The following is a 14,865-nucleotide window of genomic DNA, read 5'->3' as shown; positions in this document are numbered from 1 at the left end:
ACTGCTCATTGCCTGTATTTTTTTTGTACGGATTTCATCTTCGGCATGTGATGCTGTAGAGGCAACGCCGACTCTTTATCCTTTGAATACACCGATATAGCCGGCACGTGCCGCGACGAGTGACAGCCGTGCAAGCGGACCGGCTTTGAAGCCTGTATGTTTTATTGGAGCCAACAGTACACCGTTTAATAACCGGACTCTATGTATTCCGGGTCATGGATACTATTCCGCGGTGGCATGAGGTGGATGCCGGCGGTTGGATATATCTTTGTTCCAATTCCCTACCATTTGGAGGATGCATGCGAAACGTCAACGAAGACACCATTACGAAAATTGCCCTTGCGTATCACGCGCACGCCGAAGATCCGCGCTTCAAGCAAATCATGACGGGCGCCATCCAGCATCTGCACGCATTCGCACGCGACGTGGCTCTGACCGAAGATGAGCTATACCAGGGAATCCAGTTCCTCACGGATGTTGGCCATATCACCGATGAAAAGCGGCAAGAGTTCGTCCTGCTTTCCGACGCGCTAGGCCTGTCCATGCTCGTCACGGCGCTCAACAACCGCAAGCCAGCTGGCTGCACGGAATCGACGGTGTTTGGACCGTTTTTTGTCTCCAATGCACCTCGTTATGAGAATGGCGGCGACGTCGCCAATGGGGCTAAGGGAGAGCCGTGCTTCGTGAGCGGGCGGGTGATGGGCCTCGCCGGGGAACCGGTGCCGAACGCGCATATCGAGGTGTGGCAGGCGGATTCCGAGGGCTTTTACGACATTCAGCACGATGGCGCAGAGAGCAAAGCCCGTGGATCGCTGCGCAGCCTCAAGGACGGATCGTTCCACTTCCGTTCAATTACGGCTGAATCCTATCCAATCCCGTACGACGGTCCCGTTGGGCGCATGCTGAAGGCACTCGGGCGGCATCCCTGGCGTCCAGCTCATCTGCACTTCATGATCGAGGCCCCGGGCTATGAACGGCTCATTACCCATGTATTTCGCGAAGGCGACCGCTACCTCGATTCCGATGCCGTGTTCGGGGTGCGCTCTTCATTGATAGCCGACTGGAAACACCACGAGCGCGGCACGGCGCCTGATGGCACTAGAGTCGATACACCGTTCAGCACGCTCGACTTCAATTTCGTCCTCAATCGCGCCGCGGCTGCGGTCCCGCATCGGAGCAACGCGGCGTAGGGAGTCTGCCGGCCGCAGGGCTCGTGTTGACGTATCGCCGTCTGCGACGTCTTGCGCGAGCGAATTTCTTCTCTCTAATCAGGATGACGAACATGATCAAACAGCCGGTTTCAGTCGAACTCGACACGCTTTTCCGCGGCGCCCGTACTCAAAACGGCTGGCTCGACAGGCCAGTGGCTGACGAGCTATTGCACTCGCTCTACGACCTGGCCAAATATGGCCCAACGAGCATGAACACTTCGCCGGCGCGCTTCGTGTTCCTGCGTACACCCGAAGCGAAGGCGCGCTTGCTGCCGGCGCTGGCGCCGGGGAACGTCGAAAAGACACGCGCCGCGCCGGTGTGCGTCATCGTCGCGCACGATCATCGCTTCTACGACCACTTGACGAAGTTGTTTCCGCATCGCGCCGATGCTCACACGATGTTCGAAGGTAAGGCGGATCTGATCAAGAGCACGGCATTTCGCAACGGCACCCTGCAGGGCGCGTATCTGATTGTCGCTGCACGCGCGCTTGGGATGGACTGCGGCCCTATGTCGGGCTTTGATGATCAGAAAATCAACGACGAGTTCTTCCCGGAAGGCGATATCAAGGTGAACTTCCTTTGCAACATTGGTTATGGCGATCCGGGCAAGGTGCTCGAGCGATTGCCGCGCCTTTCGCTCCAAGAGGCATGCCAATTCCTGTGAGTGCACCGCTGTGCGATATATCGGGGAAACAGAATGATGAAGGGTTCTTTTGTCTACCAGATGCTCCCAGCGAGGGTCGTCTTCGGCCGTGGCACGATTGCCGCTCTGCCCGCAGAGGCGGAGCGGCTGGGCTTGCGGCGCCTGCTGGTATTGTCGACCCCGGAGCAGGTCGGCCTGGCGGAACGTGTCCGAAAGTTCCTCGGTGATCGCGCAGCCGGGATATTTGGTCTTGCGACGATCCACACGCCGATCGAGGTGACTAAACAGGCGCTGGAACTCGTCGCGGCGGAGCGGATCGACGGCGTCGTCTCGGCGGGGGGCGGGTCCGCGACCGGGCTAGGCAAAGCTATCGCACTGCGCACTGATCTGCCACAGATCGTGCTTCCGACTACCTATGCGGGCTCCGAAATGACGCCGATTCTCGGCGAGACGCAGGATCGCCGCAAGACGACTCAGCGCAGCCCGAAGATCCAGCCCGAGGTCGTGATTTACGATGTGGACCTTACGCTTACCCTTGCGCCGCTGATGTCGGCACTGTCCGCATTCAACGCACTCGCGCACGCTGTCGAGGCACTCTATGCGCCCGACAGCAATCCAATAGTTGAGATGATGGCCGAGGACGGGGTTCGCGCGATCGTGGCAGCGCTGCCGAAGGTACTGAAAGAACCGACCAACCCGGAGGCGCGCGCATCGCTGCTATACGGAGCGTGGCTTTGCGCCTGCTGCCTCGGTGTGACCACAATGGGTCTACATCACAAGCTGTGCCATACGCTGGGCGGTTTGTTCGATCTACCGCACGCGCAGACGCATGCCATCGTATTGCCCTACGCGCTTGCCCACAATGCGCCGATGGTCCCAGAGGCCATGACGCGCCTATGTCGCGCAATCGGTTCCGATGATGCTGCTGGAGCGCTCCTGCGGCTGGGACACGACTGTGGTATTCCACTGGCGCTACGCGACATCGGTATGCCGCATGATGGCATTGCCTATGCGATCGAGCAGGCACTCACGAATCCTTATGCTAATCCACGTCCCATCGAAGTCGGCCCATTGAGCAATCTGCTCGAGCGCGCGTGGGCCGGTGCAGGGCTCTGACGTGTTTGAAGGAGACGTCTGAGTCGTAGCGCGGCGCGTGGTCGATGCGACTCTGATCGCGGTGTTGCGTCCGGGGCGCCTACGCAGGAGGCTGACGCCGTGTGCCCCTGTGAGTCGGGCATGGAATTTCACATTGATCAAGGACGTGGATTAGGTACCAGCCTGGCCCTCTCCGTTGGCCATCGCCCGATTTCCGGTTTGGGGCGAACAGTATTTTCGATCTCAACTCTGTCCCGCGGTCGATTCCGTATAGGGAATGCGCGCGGCGAGCAGCAACGCGCCACGGAAACCGCCTCACCATCAACCGACGGTCTGCTTTTCCACGACATTCTGCTCGTTTCGCAATATTGAATATTCATGTTGATTGGTAAGGATTACAGATGATAACCGAAAGGAGGTATCGAGATGGGACGCATCAGGGTGAGATTGTTGTGCTTCTTCATGCTGTTGCTCGATTCACTTGTTGCCTACGCACAATCGGGTGTCACGCTGTATGGGCTCGTGGATGCGGGGCTGGAATATTCCAGCAAGGTTGCGAATTCAAAAGGAGGCAACGCCGGACACAAGTATGCGCTGGTCGATAGTGGCGTGGGTCCGTCATCGTTTGGCATGGTTGGCAGAGAGGACCTTGGTTCAGGGGTGAGGGCGGAGTTCACGCTCGCGAGTGGGATCAGCATTGCCAACGGTGGGTTCAAGAGCTCCAACGGAAATTTGTTCGGACAACAAGCATGGATCGGCATCGACAGCCCATTGGGCATGGTCAAGGGCGGCGTCCAGTTTTCCCCGTTTTATCTCGCGTTGTACGACTCGGACCCACGTCAGTTTTCGGAATTCGGCAGCGGGCTCGTGGTGTACTGCAACAACGTCTTCGTTACGGGGGCGTTCAATTCCAATGCGGTGTCCTATACGAGCCCTCCCGCGGCAGGTTTTCAGGGCAGCGTCATGCTTGCACTGGGCGGTCAAGCCGGCGATTTTTCTGCAGGACGGCAATGGTCGGCGAGTTTGAAGTATCAAAATGGCGCCGCTGAAATCAATGCAGCGATATACGACGGCAACGCGGGCGGAACAGTCCAGACCCCGATCCCGAGCACGGTTCAGTTCGAGGGGCGAACGCTCGGTGGAAGCTATACGATCGGGTCCTTGACCATAAGAGGGGCCTTTGTCAACTACAAGGTCGCACGGTCGAACAATAACAACGTCTACGGAGGCGGTATCCGATATCAGGTCACACCTTTCCTCGACGTGAATACGGGCGCGTGGTACACGAGCGACCGCGATGCCACTGCGAACCACTCGTTGATGGTGGCAGCGGGAACGGACTACTTTTTGTCCCGGCGCACGGCACTATATCTGCAGGTCGGCGTTGTCTCCAATCACGGCAACATGAGGACCGGTCTTGCCGTATCCGATCTGAGCTTGTTGCGTGGAGTGTCGGGCACGACGGTCGGGGGAAACGTTGGCATAAGGCACACGTTCTAGGGTCGTTCGATACACGGTGGGGCGGCTTGCGCGCCTGTTGGGGTAGGCCTTCTTTTGTCACCCAGGATTCGCTTCCGGCGCGCCACGGGGCCTGCCGGTGTGAATGGGAATGGATCCCGGAAGGATGGCGACCCAACTGGGTCAGGGTGGACGCGGAGGGGGGCATGCACTGACCGTTCCGATGTCCATTTGACGTTGCGATTGCAGTCAGCCAAACTTTATAGTTCGTAATCCTATGTTTGTAAATCGAGGCGGCGATGACGTGGTGACGCGATCTGACCTCGAGGTCGATCACTCGCATATAGGCAGTGGCCGTGAGTGTTAAAGATTACGAGCGCTGCCGGGGAATAAAGGGCTGGAACAACGTTTTTTAAGCGGTCATGTATCAAAACGACAGGAATTGCTTGTCCTTCCTGCCATTACGCGCTGTGGGTGGCGGATTTCTCGGCTCAAAACGACAAGAATTGGTTGCAAAACAGCGACATCAATTGGTGAACTCCACAAAAAAATCTGTCCAGAGTGAGGCGACGTCGCATGCGGTGCATATTCGGTTCTTGTGCGGCGCGAACTCGAATCCTACAGATGGGTAAGCTTCGCCTACCAGACAAGCGAATCTGACTTGATGACTGTTGAGGCGTTAGGATCGTTCGTTTTCGACGCAAGTATGTATAAAGACTCTGTGCTCGCTGCATCGGCGATTGACGGAACCGAGTAGGCCTGCGGCAACAGACGGCCAATTTCGGCCATTTGACCGAGTTTCGCGGTTGACATTTCAAATTCCGTTGCACTCAGTTCAACCACCTTTTGTGCGCCTGTTCGTCCCGCGCCTTGCGCATTGGGGATTGCGGAGCACCGGGAATTTCTTCAGTGTGGCATTTCGGCAATCTGTTCGAGTAGACGCAGCAGTGAATCGGAGGCTGCGCCCTTTTGGCAGTACCCGTCAAACCCGGCCGCGATCCCCGCAGCCCGCACGGCGACTTCGTCCTGGGCGGTAAAAGCTACAATGGCGATATGCTGCGTCCGCTTGTCGTGGCGCAACTGCCGTGCGACTGCAAATCCGTCCATGCCTGGCATGTTGATGTCCAGCACTGCGATCTCAGGCGTCCAGGCAGCGAGGATGTGCATGGCGGCCTGCCCGCTCAGGACGAATTGAACCTCATACCCCGACATGGAAAGCGACGCGACGATCGCTTCAGCCCCTGCCTGCTCATCGTCGACGACAAGCAGCCGACGCGGGCGGCTCGACTGTTTTCGAGAGAGAGTGCGCGGTGTCCAGCGGGTGGCGGGGGGGGGGCACCATGTTCGATCCATGCCTTCAATCGGGTGAAAAGGAAGGAGCGCATTAGCTGTTCCCGTTGTAGCAGGGAGCGATGGCGGGAAACGCGCGTGCCGAAACGGTCGCCCTCAGCGGGGTTTGTTCCGATCGGCGTTCGCGCGAAGTGCGCGTAAGATCTGTACGCTGCCGGCCCTTAACAGGTTGCGGAAATACACCCCCCACCGGAAGCGGCGCTCCTCGATTTACGCGCTCGCCGGTCGCAAACTTTCGCATTGTGCAATCTCAACGCGGATTCAACGTTCTTTCGGCGGCTTGAGGCTAATTTTTGGCCTCGTTGTCGCGCTTACCGCCATTACGGACGGACTTGTGCCAGCGATCGCATGCGCACAAGGTTGTACGCTGCCATGTTCAACACGAACATCTGGTCCACCTTCTTCAAACCACGCACCATCACCTGGCGCATGCGGCCCACGGTCTTGGCCCAGCCGAAACCCTGTTCGATCAACTTGCGCTTTTGCTGCGAAATGGCGTAGCCCGCGCTCGATGCAATCATATCGGGCACTGCCGAACGCCGCCCCGAGGTGTTTTGCGCAACGTGCGGTGTGACCTTCATCTGTTGGCACGCCTCGATGAATTCCTGGGCATCGTAACCCTTGTCTGCACCCAACGTAATTTCTACGTTCGGATCCTGTACCGCTTGCCGTGCGTCATGGATCATGATCTTTGCCGCTTCACGCTCGGCATGCCCGTCGGCACGTGTCACGCGCGCGTTGACCACCAGGCCGTGACGGTTATCGGTCAGCGTATGGCCCATGTACCGCAATTCGCTGGCCGTTTTGCCTTTGCGATAGAGCTGCGCATCTGGATCGGTCTTCGACTGATGTGTCTCGTTGCTACGTTTTTCGCCCTTGAAATCGCCCGCGCCGCCACCGTCGTTGTCCTGATCGCCCCCATTCTTGCGTATGAAGCTCTTGTGTCCAGCCCACGCCTGAATCAGCGTGCCGTCGACGCTGAAGTGTTCACCCGAGAGCAGGCACTTCTTTTCGGCAATGGCCACCACTTCGTTGAAGAATTCGATGACGGCGTCGTGTTTGATCAGGCGTTCGCGGTTCTTCGTGAAAACCGTGGGCACCCACACCTCGTCATCCATTGCCAGGCCGATGAACCAGCGAAAAAGCAGGTTATATTGAACCTGCTCCATCAGTTGGCGCTCTGAGCGAATGCTATAGAGCACCTGGATTAGCATGGCTCGCAGCAACTTCTCTGGCGCGATGCTCGGCCGTCCACCTTTTATGTCCGCTTCGTACATCTCGCCGAATAGTCGATCCATCCTCGCCAGCGCTTCGTTCGCCATCACGCGGATCGAACGCAATGGATGCGACTTCGGGACGAAGTCATCCAGCTTGCGCACGGAAAACAGACTCTCGGTGAACGTGTCGGCGCCGCGCATGATTTCCAGTGGGCAAGTGGTGGTTCATCTATCAACGCTTCACGAACTCTGCGCGATGACGTCTTTCAGCGGTACTTCAGCAACCTGTTAAGGCCCCGTTTCCTGTTCGGAGATGCCTTCATGCGCCTTGCCGACTTTATCCTACGAGACATGGAGCCGATCCTGGAGCAATGGGAGGCGTTCGCCGCAACCCTCCTGCCGGCGGCGGAAAACATGGAATCGCTGGCATTACGTGACCACGCGCAGTCCATCCTTCTCGCGGTAGTACAGGACCTGCGGACCTCGCAGACCAGGGAAGCTCAACGCGAAAAATCCTTGGGGCGCAGCTCCAATCCGATCGACGCGACCGAAACAGCCGCGCAAACGCATGCGGTGTTGAGAGCCCGGGCCGGTTTCAAAATCAACCAACTTGCCGCCGAATATCGCGCCCTGCGCGCAAGCGTACTGCGCTTGTGGATGGACGACTGCGCCCCCGAAGCGCCTGATTTGGACGACGTCGTTCGTTTTAACGAAGCGATCGATCAGGCGATTGCCGAATCGGTCGGCTTTTTCAGTGCACAGGTGGACCAGAGCCGTAACCTTCTGCTTGGCATGTTGGGACACGACATGCGAGGCCCTCTTCAGGCGATTCTGGTGACTGCTTCGTATCTGGCGAGACTGAATGACGGGGAGCGCGTTTCGGTCGCCGCCGCCCGCCTGATACGGAGCGGAGCGCGGATCCAGGCGTTGCTTGATGACCTGACCGATTTCAACCGAACCAACCTGGGCTTGGGCATTAAGGTGATCCCCTCGAGCATCAATCTGGCGGATGTCTTTGCTGAGGAGGTGGATGAGTTGCGTGCAATTTTTCCTGACAGGCAGATTGAGCTACACGTGAGCGGTGATCCGCAGGGGGTCTGGGACGGCCGGCGCCTGCAGCAATTGCTTGGAAACCTGGTTTTCAACGCCATCAAGTATGGAGCGCAGGATACTCCCGTGCGCGTGACTGTGACTGGCGACGTATCGCATGTCCGGTTCGACGTCAACAATCGCGGACCTGCCATTGAGAGCACCGTGCTGGCGCAGATCTTCAATCCCCTGACGCGGGGGGCAGACCGTCAGGGCGTACACGAGACGGCGGGTAATCTCGGACTGGGACTGTATATTGCAAGCGAAATCGCCAAGGCCCACCATGGAGTCATCGAAGCGCGGTCCGATGAGACGGAAACCAACTTTTCAGTCACACTCCCTCGTGCGAATGGAACCGTAGAACCAGGGCGCTCAGATTGAGTCGCAGCGAGAACCAGTGTTGGACGGTGGTCCTCGCGAGCACACGCTGGACAGCGAGCGCCCATTGATCTGGCGCGACCGACAAGGCCGTTTCATCCCTGGAAACAGCCATTGATGTTGCGCGCGATCGCCACACTTGATCGTCGGGCGCTGGCCGGCCAGAAGCGGCCGTTCGACATGAGGGCGTGAATCGCGGACAATTGCCCCGTCCGCCGCCGATAGTCTCACCGGAGCATCCAACATGAGCTGGGACGTCTCGCTGTACAAATTCACCCGATGTTATCGCCGAATCGAGGAGATTCCCGGCGACGAGCAGCCACGTTCGCTAGGGTCTCGTTCCGAAGTCCAAATCGCTCTATCAGAGGTTTTTCCAGGCACAAACTGGAATGATCCCGGCTGGGGCATCTACGACGGCGAGTTCGGCTCGATTGAGTTCAACCTCGGAAAGGACGATTCGGTGCGAAGCCTAGCTCTTCACGTACGGGCGAGCACAGAGATCATCGGTGGAATCCTTCAGCTCTGCGAGCGCCTTTCCTGCCAGGCCATAGACCTTTCAGACAGTAGCTTGCTCGACCAATCCGAGCACCCTGCCACCGGGCTGGAGAAGTGGCGGAAATATCGCGACCAAGTCATCGGAGAGTCTCGAGGCTAAGGATTGTCGTGCGCCGTCGACACGTCGCCGGCCGCCGGTACGGCATTGTTGGTCGGCGTGCGGCCATGACCGGTCACTGGCACTCAGTGCTGGAATCGTCGACAATCCGACGACGGAGCACCACTAGAAAATCCTTCGACACGTGCGGAGAGAGCGAATGGAAGATGGGTTGATAGCAATCGACGTCGCGTGGAAGCACGACTTCGACGCGGAGCCAGTCCGTCTCGTGTCCGTCCTCGACCGGAATCGCTATGAGATTTGTAAACTTGAATTCTTTCGCGACGGGCGAGTTGGATTTGCAGACGGAAAGCGATCGGCGTTGGGGACACAACTCGGATTGCTGCCGGTGCCCTCATTGACCGAGATAAACGCCGACCCGCAGTTCGAAGCACGGGAAACGACGATAAAAGCGTTTGAAGTGCTGTGGTCTCGCCTTGTGACGTGACTGATCATCCCAGCTGAGTGCGGCCAATTTCGGTCACTCGACTGCCCCACTTGCGACTTTAAAAATGACAGTCGAAGAACTTCGGCGGAATTTGCTCCAGTTGGTTGAAACCTACGTGACCGATCCCAAGACTCGTGATGAGCTGCAATCCTTGGTGAGTAGGGATGACATCCCAGCGAAGGCCATCCTTGTCCAATTGACACCCTTCATGTCTGGCAACGTTTCTGAATCTGACGCGAAGATCATTGGCGAAATCGCCTTTTACTTCTGCTGACCAACTTGCGGTCGCAGCGGGTTGGGCCTCGGCCTATTGCATCGGGCGCCGGTCGGCCAGGTGTGGTCGCTCGATGTCGCGGCTGGATTCGCTGACAATCGCCCCGCGACGGCGACCCGCTGGTCGGCAAACGAGAACGGAAGATGCAAATAGACACGCAATATGGTTCGCTCAGAATTGTGAATGAGGCGACATACTCATTCGGGTCACAAGACAATGTGCGTTCGTACCCGTTCGAAGCACGTCTTACAAACGACTCGCTTACGTCGATCCATGGGGTCGAGCTAAACAGCCGCGGCATTATGGTCGTTGGTGCCGGTGGCGGATGCTCTGCGGTGCATGAGCGTTCGGCTTTGGTGATTCATGACAAGCTTTACTTGGCTGTCGGTGATCATCTAGCGTGCCTGTCGTTGGAGTTTCCATATCGGTTAATCTGGTCAACTCGTGTCGATACAGCGACGTGCTTTGGTGTCTACTGGGACAGCGAGCGGGCTGCGCTCATTTCGCATGGGGAACTGGAGATTGCACGCCTCTCACTGCATGGCGATCTGGTCTGGCAGGCTCCGGCGCCGACATATTTTCCGAAGGCTTTCGCTTGCTACCCGACTATATCGAGGCGGTAGATTTCAATCAGACCATCTATCGGTTTGACTACGTGACCGGCGAAGCGATTCTTCGCTAGCGCTTCGAACGGATCAACGGCCGCTTTTGGGAAGATCTAACGTCCGCTTCGGGTCGAGTTCTGCCCGACGCGGACTGATCAAGGGCGGCCTACTCCGCAAGCTCAACGTCGGACCGGGATCGACCACAAACTGCCGGTCACATGCGCCGCCGGCAGGCCGCGCAGGCGTCGGCTCTGCTTCGCAACCGGCCATCTGATTGTCACTAGGCGAGCGCTCGTTCATCGGCCACAAGGGACATCAATCTGAGCGGCCAACGACGCCCAGCTCTACCGAGCGGGGGCGTCGACCCTGTTCATTCCTGTCAGCTTGCCGGATTGCGTGCCATGACGATCCACGCCGCGCCGTCGATCATCACCGATCGCTCGCCGGCGAGGCCTGCGAAGGCGGCACGAACTGCGGCCGAGGCGCGGGCGCGGATGTCGTCGGGCTGATCAGCGAGCGCACGCGAAAGCGGGCCGACCTCGAGCGTCATCTTCACCGCGTCGTCAATCGCAGCGTCACGCGTCCTGCCCTCGCCGAACGCGACGGAAGCGTCGAACGGCGCGATAGCGATATCGGTGAAGCCGGCCGCCGTCAGGATGCGCGCAACGCGCCCCCGGTCGCCGAACGAAAACGGGGCATGCGCTTCGGGATCGGGCAGCGCGGTCGGCGGGACGATGCCCTTGAGCGCGCCCACCGGCAGGCGCATCCAATCGTTCTTGGCCGCGCCGCGCCAGCAGACGAAAGCGACCCGCCCGCCCGGCCGGAGCGCGCGTCGCATATGGGCGAACGCCCCTGTCGGATCGTCGAAGAACATCACCCCGAAACGCGAGAACAGGATGTCGAACGCGCCCTCGGGAAACTCGGCGCTGCTGGCGTCGGCCACTATGAACAGGGCCGGCGTGTCCTGTGGCGCAAGCGCGCGCCCGACCGATCAGCGGTTCGGATATGTCCACGCCTGGCACTTGGCCCCCCGCGCCGACGCGGGCAGCCAGAGCCCGACTCGACGCGCCCGCGCCGCAGCCGATGTCCAGCACGCGCTCACCCGTCGCGGGTGCGGCGGCTTCTATCGCGGCCTGACCGAACACTGCCACCATAGCGTCGAGCCGGGCCTGGTTGGCGACCCAGCGTTCCCCGCTTTGACCATTCCAGTCACCGACCTGATCTGCATTTTGTTGCCATGTCGTCTCCTTGACTCGACAATTCGTCCTTCACCGCGCCGATCTGCGCCAACCTTTTGAAGGCGACGACGCGACGGGAGAAGGGAATCTGCGCTCTCAAACCACCATTGACTGCTGGGCGAAGATGCCCGCCATCGCGCCCTGCGATGATGCTTGCGTGACCGACGGCAAGAAGGGTGTGGCGAGGTCACCAGCGGCGTAGATTCCGGGCATGCTGGTTTCGCGGCGCTCGTCGACCTTGAGGACGATGCCGGTGGGCGTATCGACCGTGGCGAGGCCCAGTGATTCATGCAGGCTTGCGGACGGCTTGTTGCGCGGATGGGCGAACAGGACGTCGACCGCGACGTTGCGGCGGGTATCGAGATTGACGGTGGCGATATGGCCGTTCTGGTGGGCGATTTCGACGATCCGGCCATCGACGAGAGGTATGTTGCGGCGCGCCAGATCGGCCAGGATATCGGGCGCAATGTCATGACCATCGGTGAAGACAGTCAACTTGTCAGTCCAATCGCGGAACAGCCTGGCAGACTGGTACGACTGCGGGCTGGACCAAACGAGGCCCCAATGCTGGCCGGCGACTTCAAAGCCGTCGCAATAGGGGCAGGGCACGATGGACGTGCCCCAGCTTTCGGCAAAGCCCGGAACATCAGGCATCTGGTCGGCGACGCCATAGCTTAGGATCACGCGGCGCGCCCTCAGGCTTTCGTGATCGTCAGTGACGACGCAGAAATCGTCGATGGTGCCAGACACGCCCTCCGCCCGGGCATTGACCAGCCTGATTGCTGGATAGCGCGACAGCTGCTGCTGCGCCTCGACCAGGATGTCGAGTGGCGGCTTGTGATCGTGGCCGAGCAAGCCATGCGAGTGGCCGGCAAAGCGGTTGCGCGGCCGGCCGGTATCGAGAACGATGACCTTGCGGCGGGCACGGCCAAGCTGCAGGGCGGCAGCGAGGCCGGCAAAGCTGCCGCCGATGATGACGACGTCATTCATAGTGATGCGCTCCGTGTTGTGGAGGGAGGGGGCTGGGCGTGGTGTGCAATATCGTCCAGCGGTACGCGCTTGAAACGGTCAGCGAGCAGGGCTTTGACATTGGCAAGAAAGTCGCTCATGGCTGTAGTGATCGGCCTGACAATGCTGCACTCGATATCGCCGGGGCCCGGGGAACCTCATTTGGACAACCGGTTGAAAGCTACCCTTGGCTTGCACATTGTGATACTTTGCGGTATCGTAATTCGAGAATTTGAATACTGTCAAGTACTGGAATTGACGTGACCGAAAATAGCCAGGGCCGGCGCGGCCGGCCCGCCAACGAGGCGCTTCGCCAAACGATCGTCGACGCTGCCTGCGAACTCTTTGTGGAATTGGGTTTTCAAGCGACGACCATGGACAAGGTTGCGCAGCGCGCGAAGATATCCAAGCTCAGCATCTATCGGCACTTCGAGAACAAGGAGGCGTTGTTCAGCGCGGCCATGGCGGCCCACTGCCAGCAGTTTGCACCGCAGACCCTTACCGAAGGCATCGCCGGTTCGGCTGAAGATCAGCTCATGGCGGTGGGATCATCGCTGCTTCGCACGCTGTTGAGTCCGGACGTCCGCAGTGTCGAAGCCATGGTTTTGGCCGACAAGACGAATCAAAGGTCGTTAAGCAAGCTCCATTACGAAGCCGGGCCCGCCCATGTCATCGCCCAAATCGAGGCCGTGTTGCGTCAGTTGCACGCGAAAGCGATTCTGAACGTACCCGACGCTCACCGGTCCGCCCGCTTGTTTGGCGCGCTCTTCAAAGGATGCGATCTGCTGCTTATCGCACGCTTCGATGAGGCGAGGGCAACTGACGACAACGAAATCGAGTCCTGGTGCCGGTCGGCCGTCGCCATGTTCATCGCCGCGCACGGTGGCATCTAAAGGTGCGCTATCGCGGATTGATGACGAACCCGCAGAGTTGCACACGCTGTTCGCTCTGAGCAATCTGTGGATGACGCGCGAACGACTGATGCGCGAGGCCGCTGCATGAGCGCAAAAGCCGCCGCACAGGAAAGGGATCGGTATGGTAGTGGCTTAGAGCACTCACCAGCGCAGAAAATGCGGCGCGATGGCCGAGCCGATGGCAGCCGTGATGGCGATCGCGAGCACGTACCAGACGCCCCAGAACGGGACCGCCATCTCCGAGCAATACAGCGAGTAGACGAGCAATCCCTGCGCGCCGGCCAGAAGACCCGCGCCCGCGCCGGCCAGGGTGAGACGCGTCGGCGCGAGCTGCTTCATCGCGCGCATCATCGCGGCGAGCGAGGGTAGCGAGAGCAGCACGACGTTCGCCGTCGTCGTGCGCCAGGTCGTGCCGAGCATCAACTCGAGCCGGTAGCCCGGCGGCGTCGCGAGCAGGATGCTGCCTGCGGCGAGCAACATCGAGGCCATCGGCAGCGCCACCGCGAACCAGGCGAGCTTGAGCCGCGCACCGGGGCGGCCCAGCCGCTCGGCGAGCTTCATGGCCGCGGCGATGATCGCGAGCGGGAACGCGAGGCGCGCCCAGAACATCGTCGTGAGGACCAGTTCGGGCATATCGCTGCGCACGCCGTACAGCGCGACCAGCAGGACCGCGCTACTGGCGAGGCCGTGCAGCAGCGCGCGCGTGAGGAGCCTCGGGACGGCGTTGCGCTCGATGGCCGACACATTGCTCGCGAGCCGGGTGAGTAGCTCTCGCGTTTTCACGACCGGTACGCGCGGTCTCCGAGGAGGTAGTCGATCGATATCACGCCGGGGCCCCACGCAGCGATGGCGAGCGCCATGGCGGCCCACGTGATGTGGATCGGCCAGCCGTCCGGCACCGTCAGCTCGATGATGCAGGTCATCAGCAGCAACCCGGCGGCCGCGAAACGCGTGCCGAGTCCGAGCACAAGCAGCACTGGGAAACCGACCTCGCCGCACGCGGAGAGGAACGCAAAGATGGCCGGCGCCGGGAACGGATAGGGGCCCCCGGGCAGATGGAGCTTGAATTCGTCGGTGAAAAGCGCGATGGCCGTATCGTTGAGCTGCAGGAACCCGTGCCACTTGAGGATGCCCGATTTCCAGAAAGGCACGGCCAGCGCGAGGCGCAGCACGAGTTGCACGAACGACGGGTGTGCGAGCCGCTCGATGAAGCGTCGCGCGCACCCAATAGCGTGCGCGACATTGTCCGGAAAAGACAGTCTGGAGTCTTGTCGAGTCTGCATG

The 14,865-nt window shown here is 59.8% G+C and carries 15 protein-coding genes and 2 pseudogenes; 11 read left to right on the top strand and 6 right to left on the bottom strand.

All coding sequences use genetic code 11. The features are described 5' to 3' along the window. Positions 1 to 299 precede the first annotated feature (299 nt). The 5 genes from VSR34_RS14230 to VSR34_RS14210 all read left to right on the top strand — a co-directional run bounded on the left by VSR34_RS14230 (position 300) and on the right by VSR34_RS14210 (position 4,450). Entirely contained in the window at positions 300 to 1,190 is an 891-nt protein-coding gene (locus VSR34_RS14230) for an intradiol ring-cleavage dioxygenase (RefSeq protein WP_028210897.1), read from the top strand. Between the two features lie 92 nt (positions 1,191 to 1,282). Then, complete coding sequence (locus VSR34_RS14225; RefSeq protein ID WP_028210898.1) at positions 1,283 to 1,876, top strand: malonic semialdehyde reductase; 594 nt, start codon at positions 1,283 to 1,285, stop codon at positions 1,874 to 1,876. A gap of 33 nt (positions 1,877 to 1,909) precedes the next feature. Then, on the top strand, positions 1,910 to 2,971 hold the full coding sequence (locus VSR34_RS14220; protein ID WP_342962738.1) for a maleylacetate reductase: 1,062 nt from the start codon (positions 1,910 to 1,912) through the stop codon (positions 2,969 to 2,971). A 120-nt stretch (positions 2,972 to 3,091) separates the two neighbouring features. Then, positions 3,092 to 3,322, top strand: a complete 231-nt coding sequence (locus VSR34_RS14215; protein WP_342962737.1) for a hypothetical protein — start codon at positions 3,092 to 3,094, stop codon at positions 3,320 to 3,322. Positions 3,323 to 3,376: 54 nt separating this feature from the next. Beyond that, complete coding sequence (locus VSR34_RS14210; RefSeq protein ID WP_342962736.1) at positions 3,377 to 4,450, top strand: porin; 1,074 nt, start codon at positions 3,377 to 3,379, stop codon at positions 4,448 to 4,450. Between the two features lie 864 nt (positions 4,451 to 5,314). On the opposite strand, the gene VSR34_RS14205 is transcribed toward VSR34_RS14210, so the two are convergent. Both VSR34_RS14205 and VSR34_RS14200 read right to left on the bottom strand, forming a co-directional pair. Next, positions 5,315 to 5,761, bottom strand: a complete 447-nt coding sequence (locus tag VSR34_RS14205; RefSeq protein WP_342962735.1) for a response regulator — start codon at positions 5,759 to 5,761, stop codon at positions 5,315 to 5,317. A 317-nt stretch (positions 5,762 to 6,078) separates the two neighbouring features. Further along, positions 6,079 to 7,176: an IS5 family transposase gene (locus VSR34_RS14200; RefSeq protein ID WP_342962734.1), complete on the bottom strand. Its 1,098-nt coding sequence runs from the start codon at positions 7,174 to 7,176 to the stop codon at positions 6,079 to 6,081. 120 nt (positions 7,177 to 7,296) lie between these two features. Here VSR34_RS14200 and VSR34_RS14195 point away from each other — a divergent pair, with 120 nt between their 5' ends. The 4 genes from VSR34_RS14195 to VSR34_RS14180 all read left to right on the top strand — a co-directional run bounded on the left by VSR34_RS14195 (position 7,297) and on the right by VSR34_RS14180 (position 9,816). Continuing rightward, on the top strand, positions 7,297 to 8,445 hold the full coding sequence (locus VSR34_RS14195) for a sensor histidine kinase (protein WP_028210900.1): 1,149 nt from the start codon (positions 7,297 to 7,299) through the stop codon (positions 8,443 to 8,445). A gap of 241 nt (positions 8,446 to 8,686) precedes the next feature. After that, complete coding sequence (locus VSR34_RS14190; RefSeq protein ID WP_342962733.1) at positions 8,687 to 9,097, top strand: hypothetical protein; 411 nt, start codon at positions 8,687 to 8,689, stop codon at positions 9,095 to 9,097. Between the two features lie 157 nt (positions 9,098 to 9,254). Beyond that, positions 9,255 to 9,542 (top strand): hypothetical protein, encoded by a 288-nt coding sequence (locus VSR34_RS14185; protein ID WP_342962732.1) that lies wholly within the window; start codon positions 9,255 to 9,257, stop codon positions 9,540 to 9,542. Between the two features lie 64 nt (positions 9,543 to 9,606). Beyond that, a complete protein-coding gene (locus VSR34_RS14180) occupies positions 9,607 to 9,816 on the top strand; it encodes a hypothetical protein (protein WP_342962731.1) in 210 nt (69 codons plus the stop codon). 984 nt (positions 9,817 to 10,800) lie between these two features. Here VSR34_RS14180 and VSR34_RS14175 read toward each other — a convergent pair. Both VSR34_RS14175 and VSR34_RS14170 read right to left on the bottom strand, forming a co-directional pair. After that, positions 10,801 to 11,572 (bottom strand): annotated as a pseudogene (locus VSR34_RS14175) (class I SAM-dependent methyltransferase). A gap of 183 nt (positions 11,573 to 11,755) precedes the next feature. Beyond that, positions 11,756 to 12,649: an NAD(P)/FAD-dependent oxidoreductase gene (locus VSR34_RS14170; RefSeq protein WP_028210902.1), complete on the bottom strand. Its 894-nt coding sequence runs from the start codon at positions 12,647 to 12,649 to the stop codon at positions 11,756 to 11,758. A 278-nt stretch (positions 12,650 to 12,927) separates the two neighbouring features. Here VSR34_RS14170 and VSR34_RS14165 point away from each other — a divergent pair, with 278 nt between their 5' ends. After that, complete coding sequence (locus VSR34_RS14165; RefSeq protein WP_342962730.1) at positions 12,928 to 13,560, top strand: TetR/AcrR family transcriptional regulator; 633 nt, start codon at positions 12,928 to 12,930, stop codon at positions 13,558 to 13,560. After that, positions 13,554 to 13,669: pseudogene (locus tag VSR34_RS14160) on the top strand (IS5/IS1182 family transposase); the annotation flags it as partial. The gene VSR34_RS14165 and the pseudogene VSR34_RS14160, both read left to right, overlap by 7 nt. A 53-nt stretch (positions 13,670 to 13,722) precedes the next feature. On the opposite strand, the gene VSR34_RS14155 reads toward VSR34_RS14160, so the two are convergent. Continuing rightward, the gene (locus tag VSR34_RS14155) at positions 13,723 to 14,364 is read right to left on the bottom strand and encodes a DUF1109 domain-containing protein (protein ID WP_028210904.1); all 642 of its coding nucleotides are present in this window, start codon (positions 14,362 to 14,364) and stop codon (positions 13,723 to 13,725) included. Continuing rightward, positions 14,361 to 14,864 carry a DoxX family protein gene (locus VSR34_RS14150; RefSeq protein WP_028210905.1) on the bottom strand — a complete coding sequence of 168 codons (504 nt, stop codon included), beginning with the start codon at positions 14,862 to 14,864 and terminating at the stop codon, positions 14,361 to 14,363. The genes VSR34_RS14155 and VSR34_RS14150 overlap by 4 nt, the downstream gene beginning before the upstream one ends. Position 14,865 lies beyond the last annotated feature (1 nt).

Source organism: Paraburkholderia sp. JHI2823, assembly GCF_038900695.1.
Lineage (GTDB): Bacteria > Pseudomonadota > Gammaproteobacteria > Burkholderiales > Burkholderiaceae > Paraburkholderia > Paraburkholderia mimosarum.
This window is presented reverse-complemented; position numbering and strand designations above follow the sequence as displayed.

Coding starts and splice junctions, on each gene's coding strand:
- VSR34_RS14190 (WP_342962733.1), top strand. CDS start 8,687: ATGAGCTGGGACGTCTCGCTGTACAAATTCACCCGATGTTATCGCCGA.
- VSR34_RS14220 (WP_342962738.1), top strand. CDS start 1,910: ATGATGAAGGGTTCTTTTGTCTACCAGATGCTCCCAGCGAGGGTCGTC.
- VSR34_RS14205 (WP_342962735.1), bottom strand. CDS start 5,761: ATGGATCGAACATGGTGCCCCCCCCCCGCCACCCGCTGGACACCGCGC.
- VSR34_RS14230 (WP_028210897.1), top strand. CDS start 300: ATGCGAAACGTCAACGAAGACACCATTACGAAAATTGCCCTTGCGTAT.
- VSR34_RS14215 (WP_342962737.1), top strand. CDS start 3,092: ATGGAATTTCACATTGATCAAGGACGTGGATTAGGTACCAGCCTGGCC.
- VSR34_RS14180 (WP_342962731.1), top strand. CDS start 9,607: ATGACAGTCGAAGAACTTCGGCGGAATTTGCTCCAGTTGGTTGAAACC.
- VSR34_RS14225 (WP_028210898.1), top strand. CDS start 1,283: ATGATCAAACAGCCGGTTTCAGTCGAACTCGACACGCTTTTCCGCGGC.
- VSR34_RS14185 (WP_342962732.1), top strand. CDS start 9,255: ATGGAAGATGGGTTGATAGCAATCGACGTCGCGTGGAAGCACGACTTC.
- VSR34_RS14170 (WP_028210902.1), bottom strand. CDS start 12,649: ATGAATGACGTCGTCATCATCGGCGGCAGCTTTGCCGGCCTCGCTGCC.
- VSR34_RS14150 (WP_028210905.1), bottom strand. CDS start 14,864: ATGCAGACTCGACAAGACTCCAGACTGTCTTTTCCGGACAATGTCGCG.
- VSR34_RS14210 (WP_342962736.1), top strand. CDS start 3,377: ATGGGACGCATCAGGGTGAGATTGTTGTGCTTCTTCATGCTGTTGCTC.
- VSR34_RS14195 (WP_028210900.1), top strand. CDS start 7,297: ATGCGCCTTGCCGACTTTATCCTACGAGACATGGAGCCGATCCTGGAG.
- VSR34_RS14200 (WP_342962734.1), bottom strand. CDS start 7,176: ATGCGCGGCGCCGACACGTTCACCGAGAGTCTGTTTTCCGTGCGCAAG.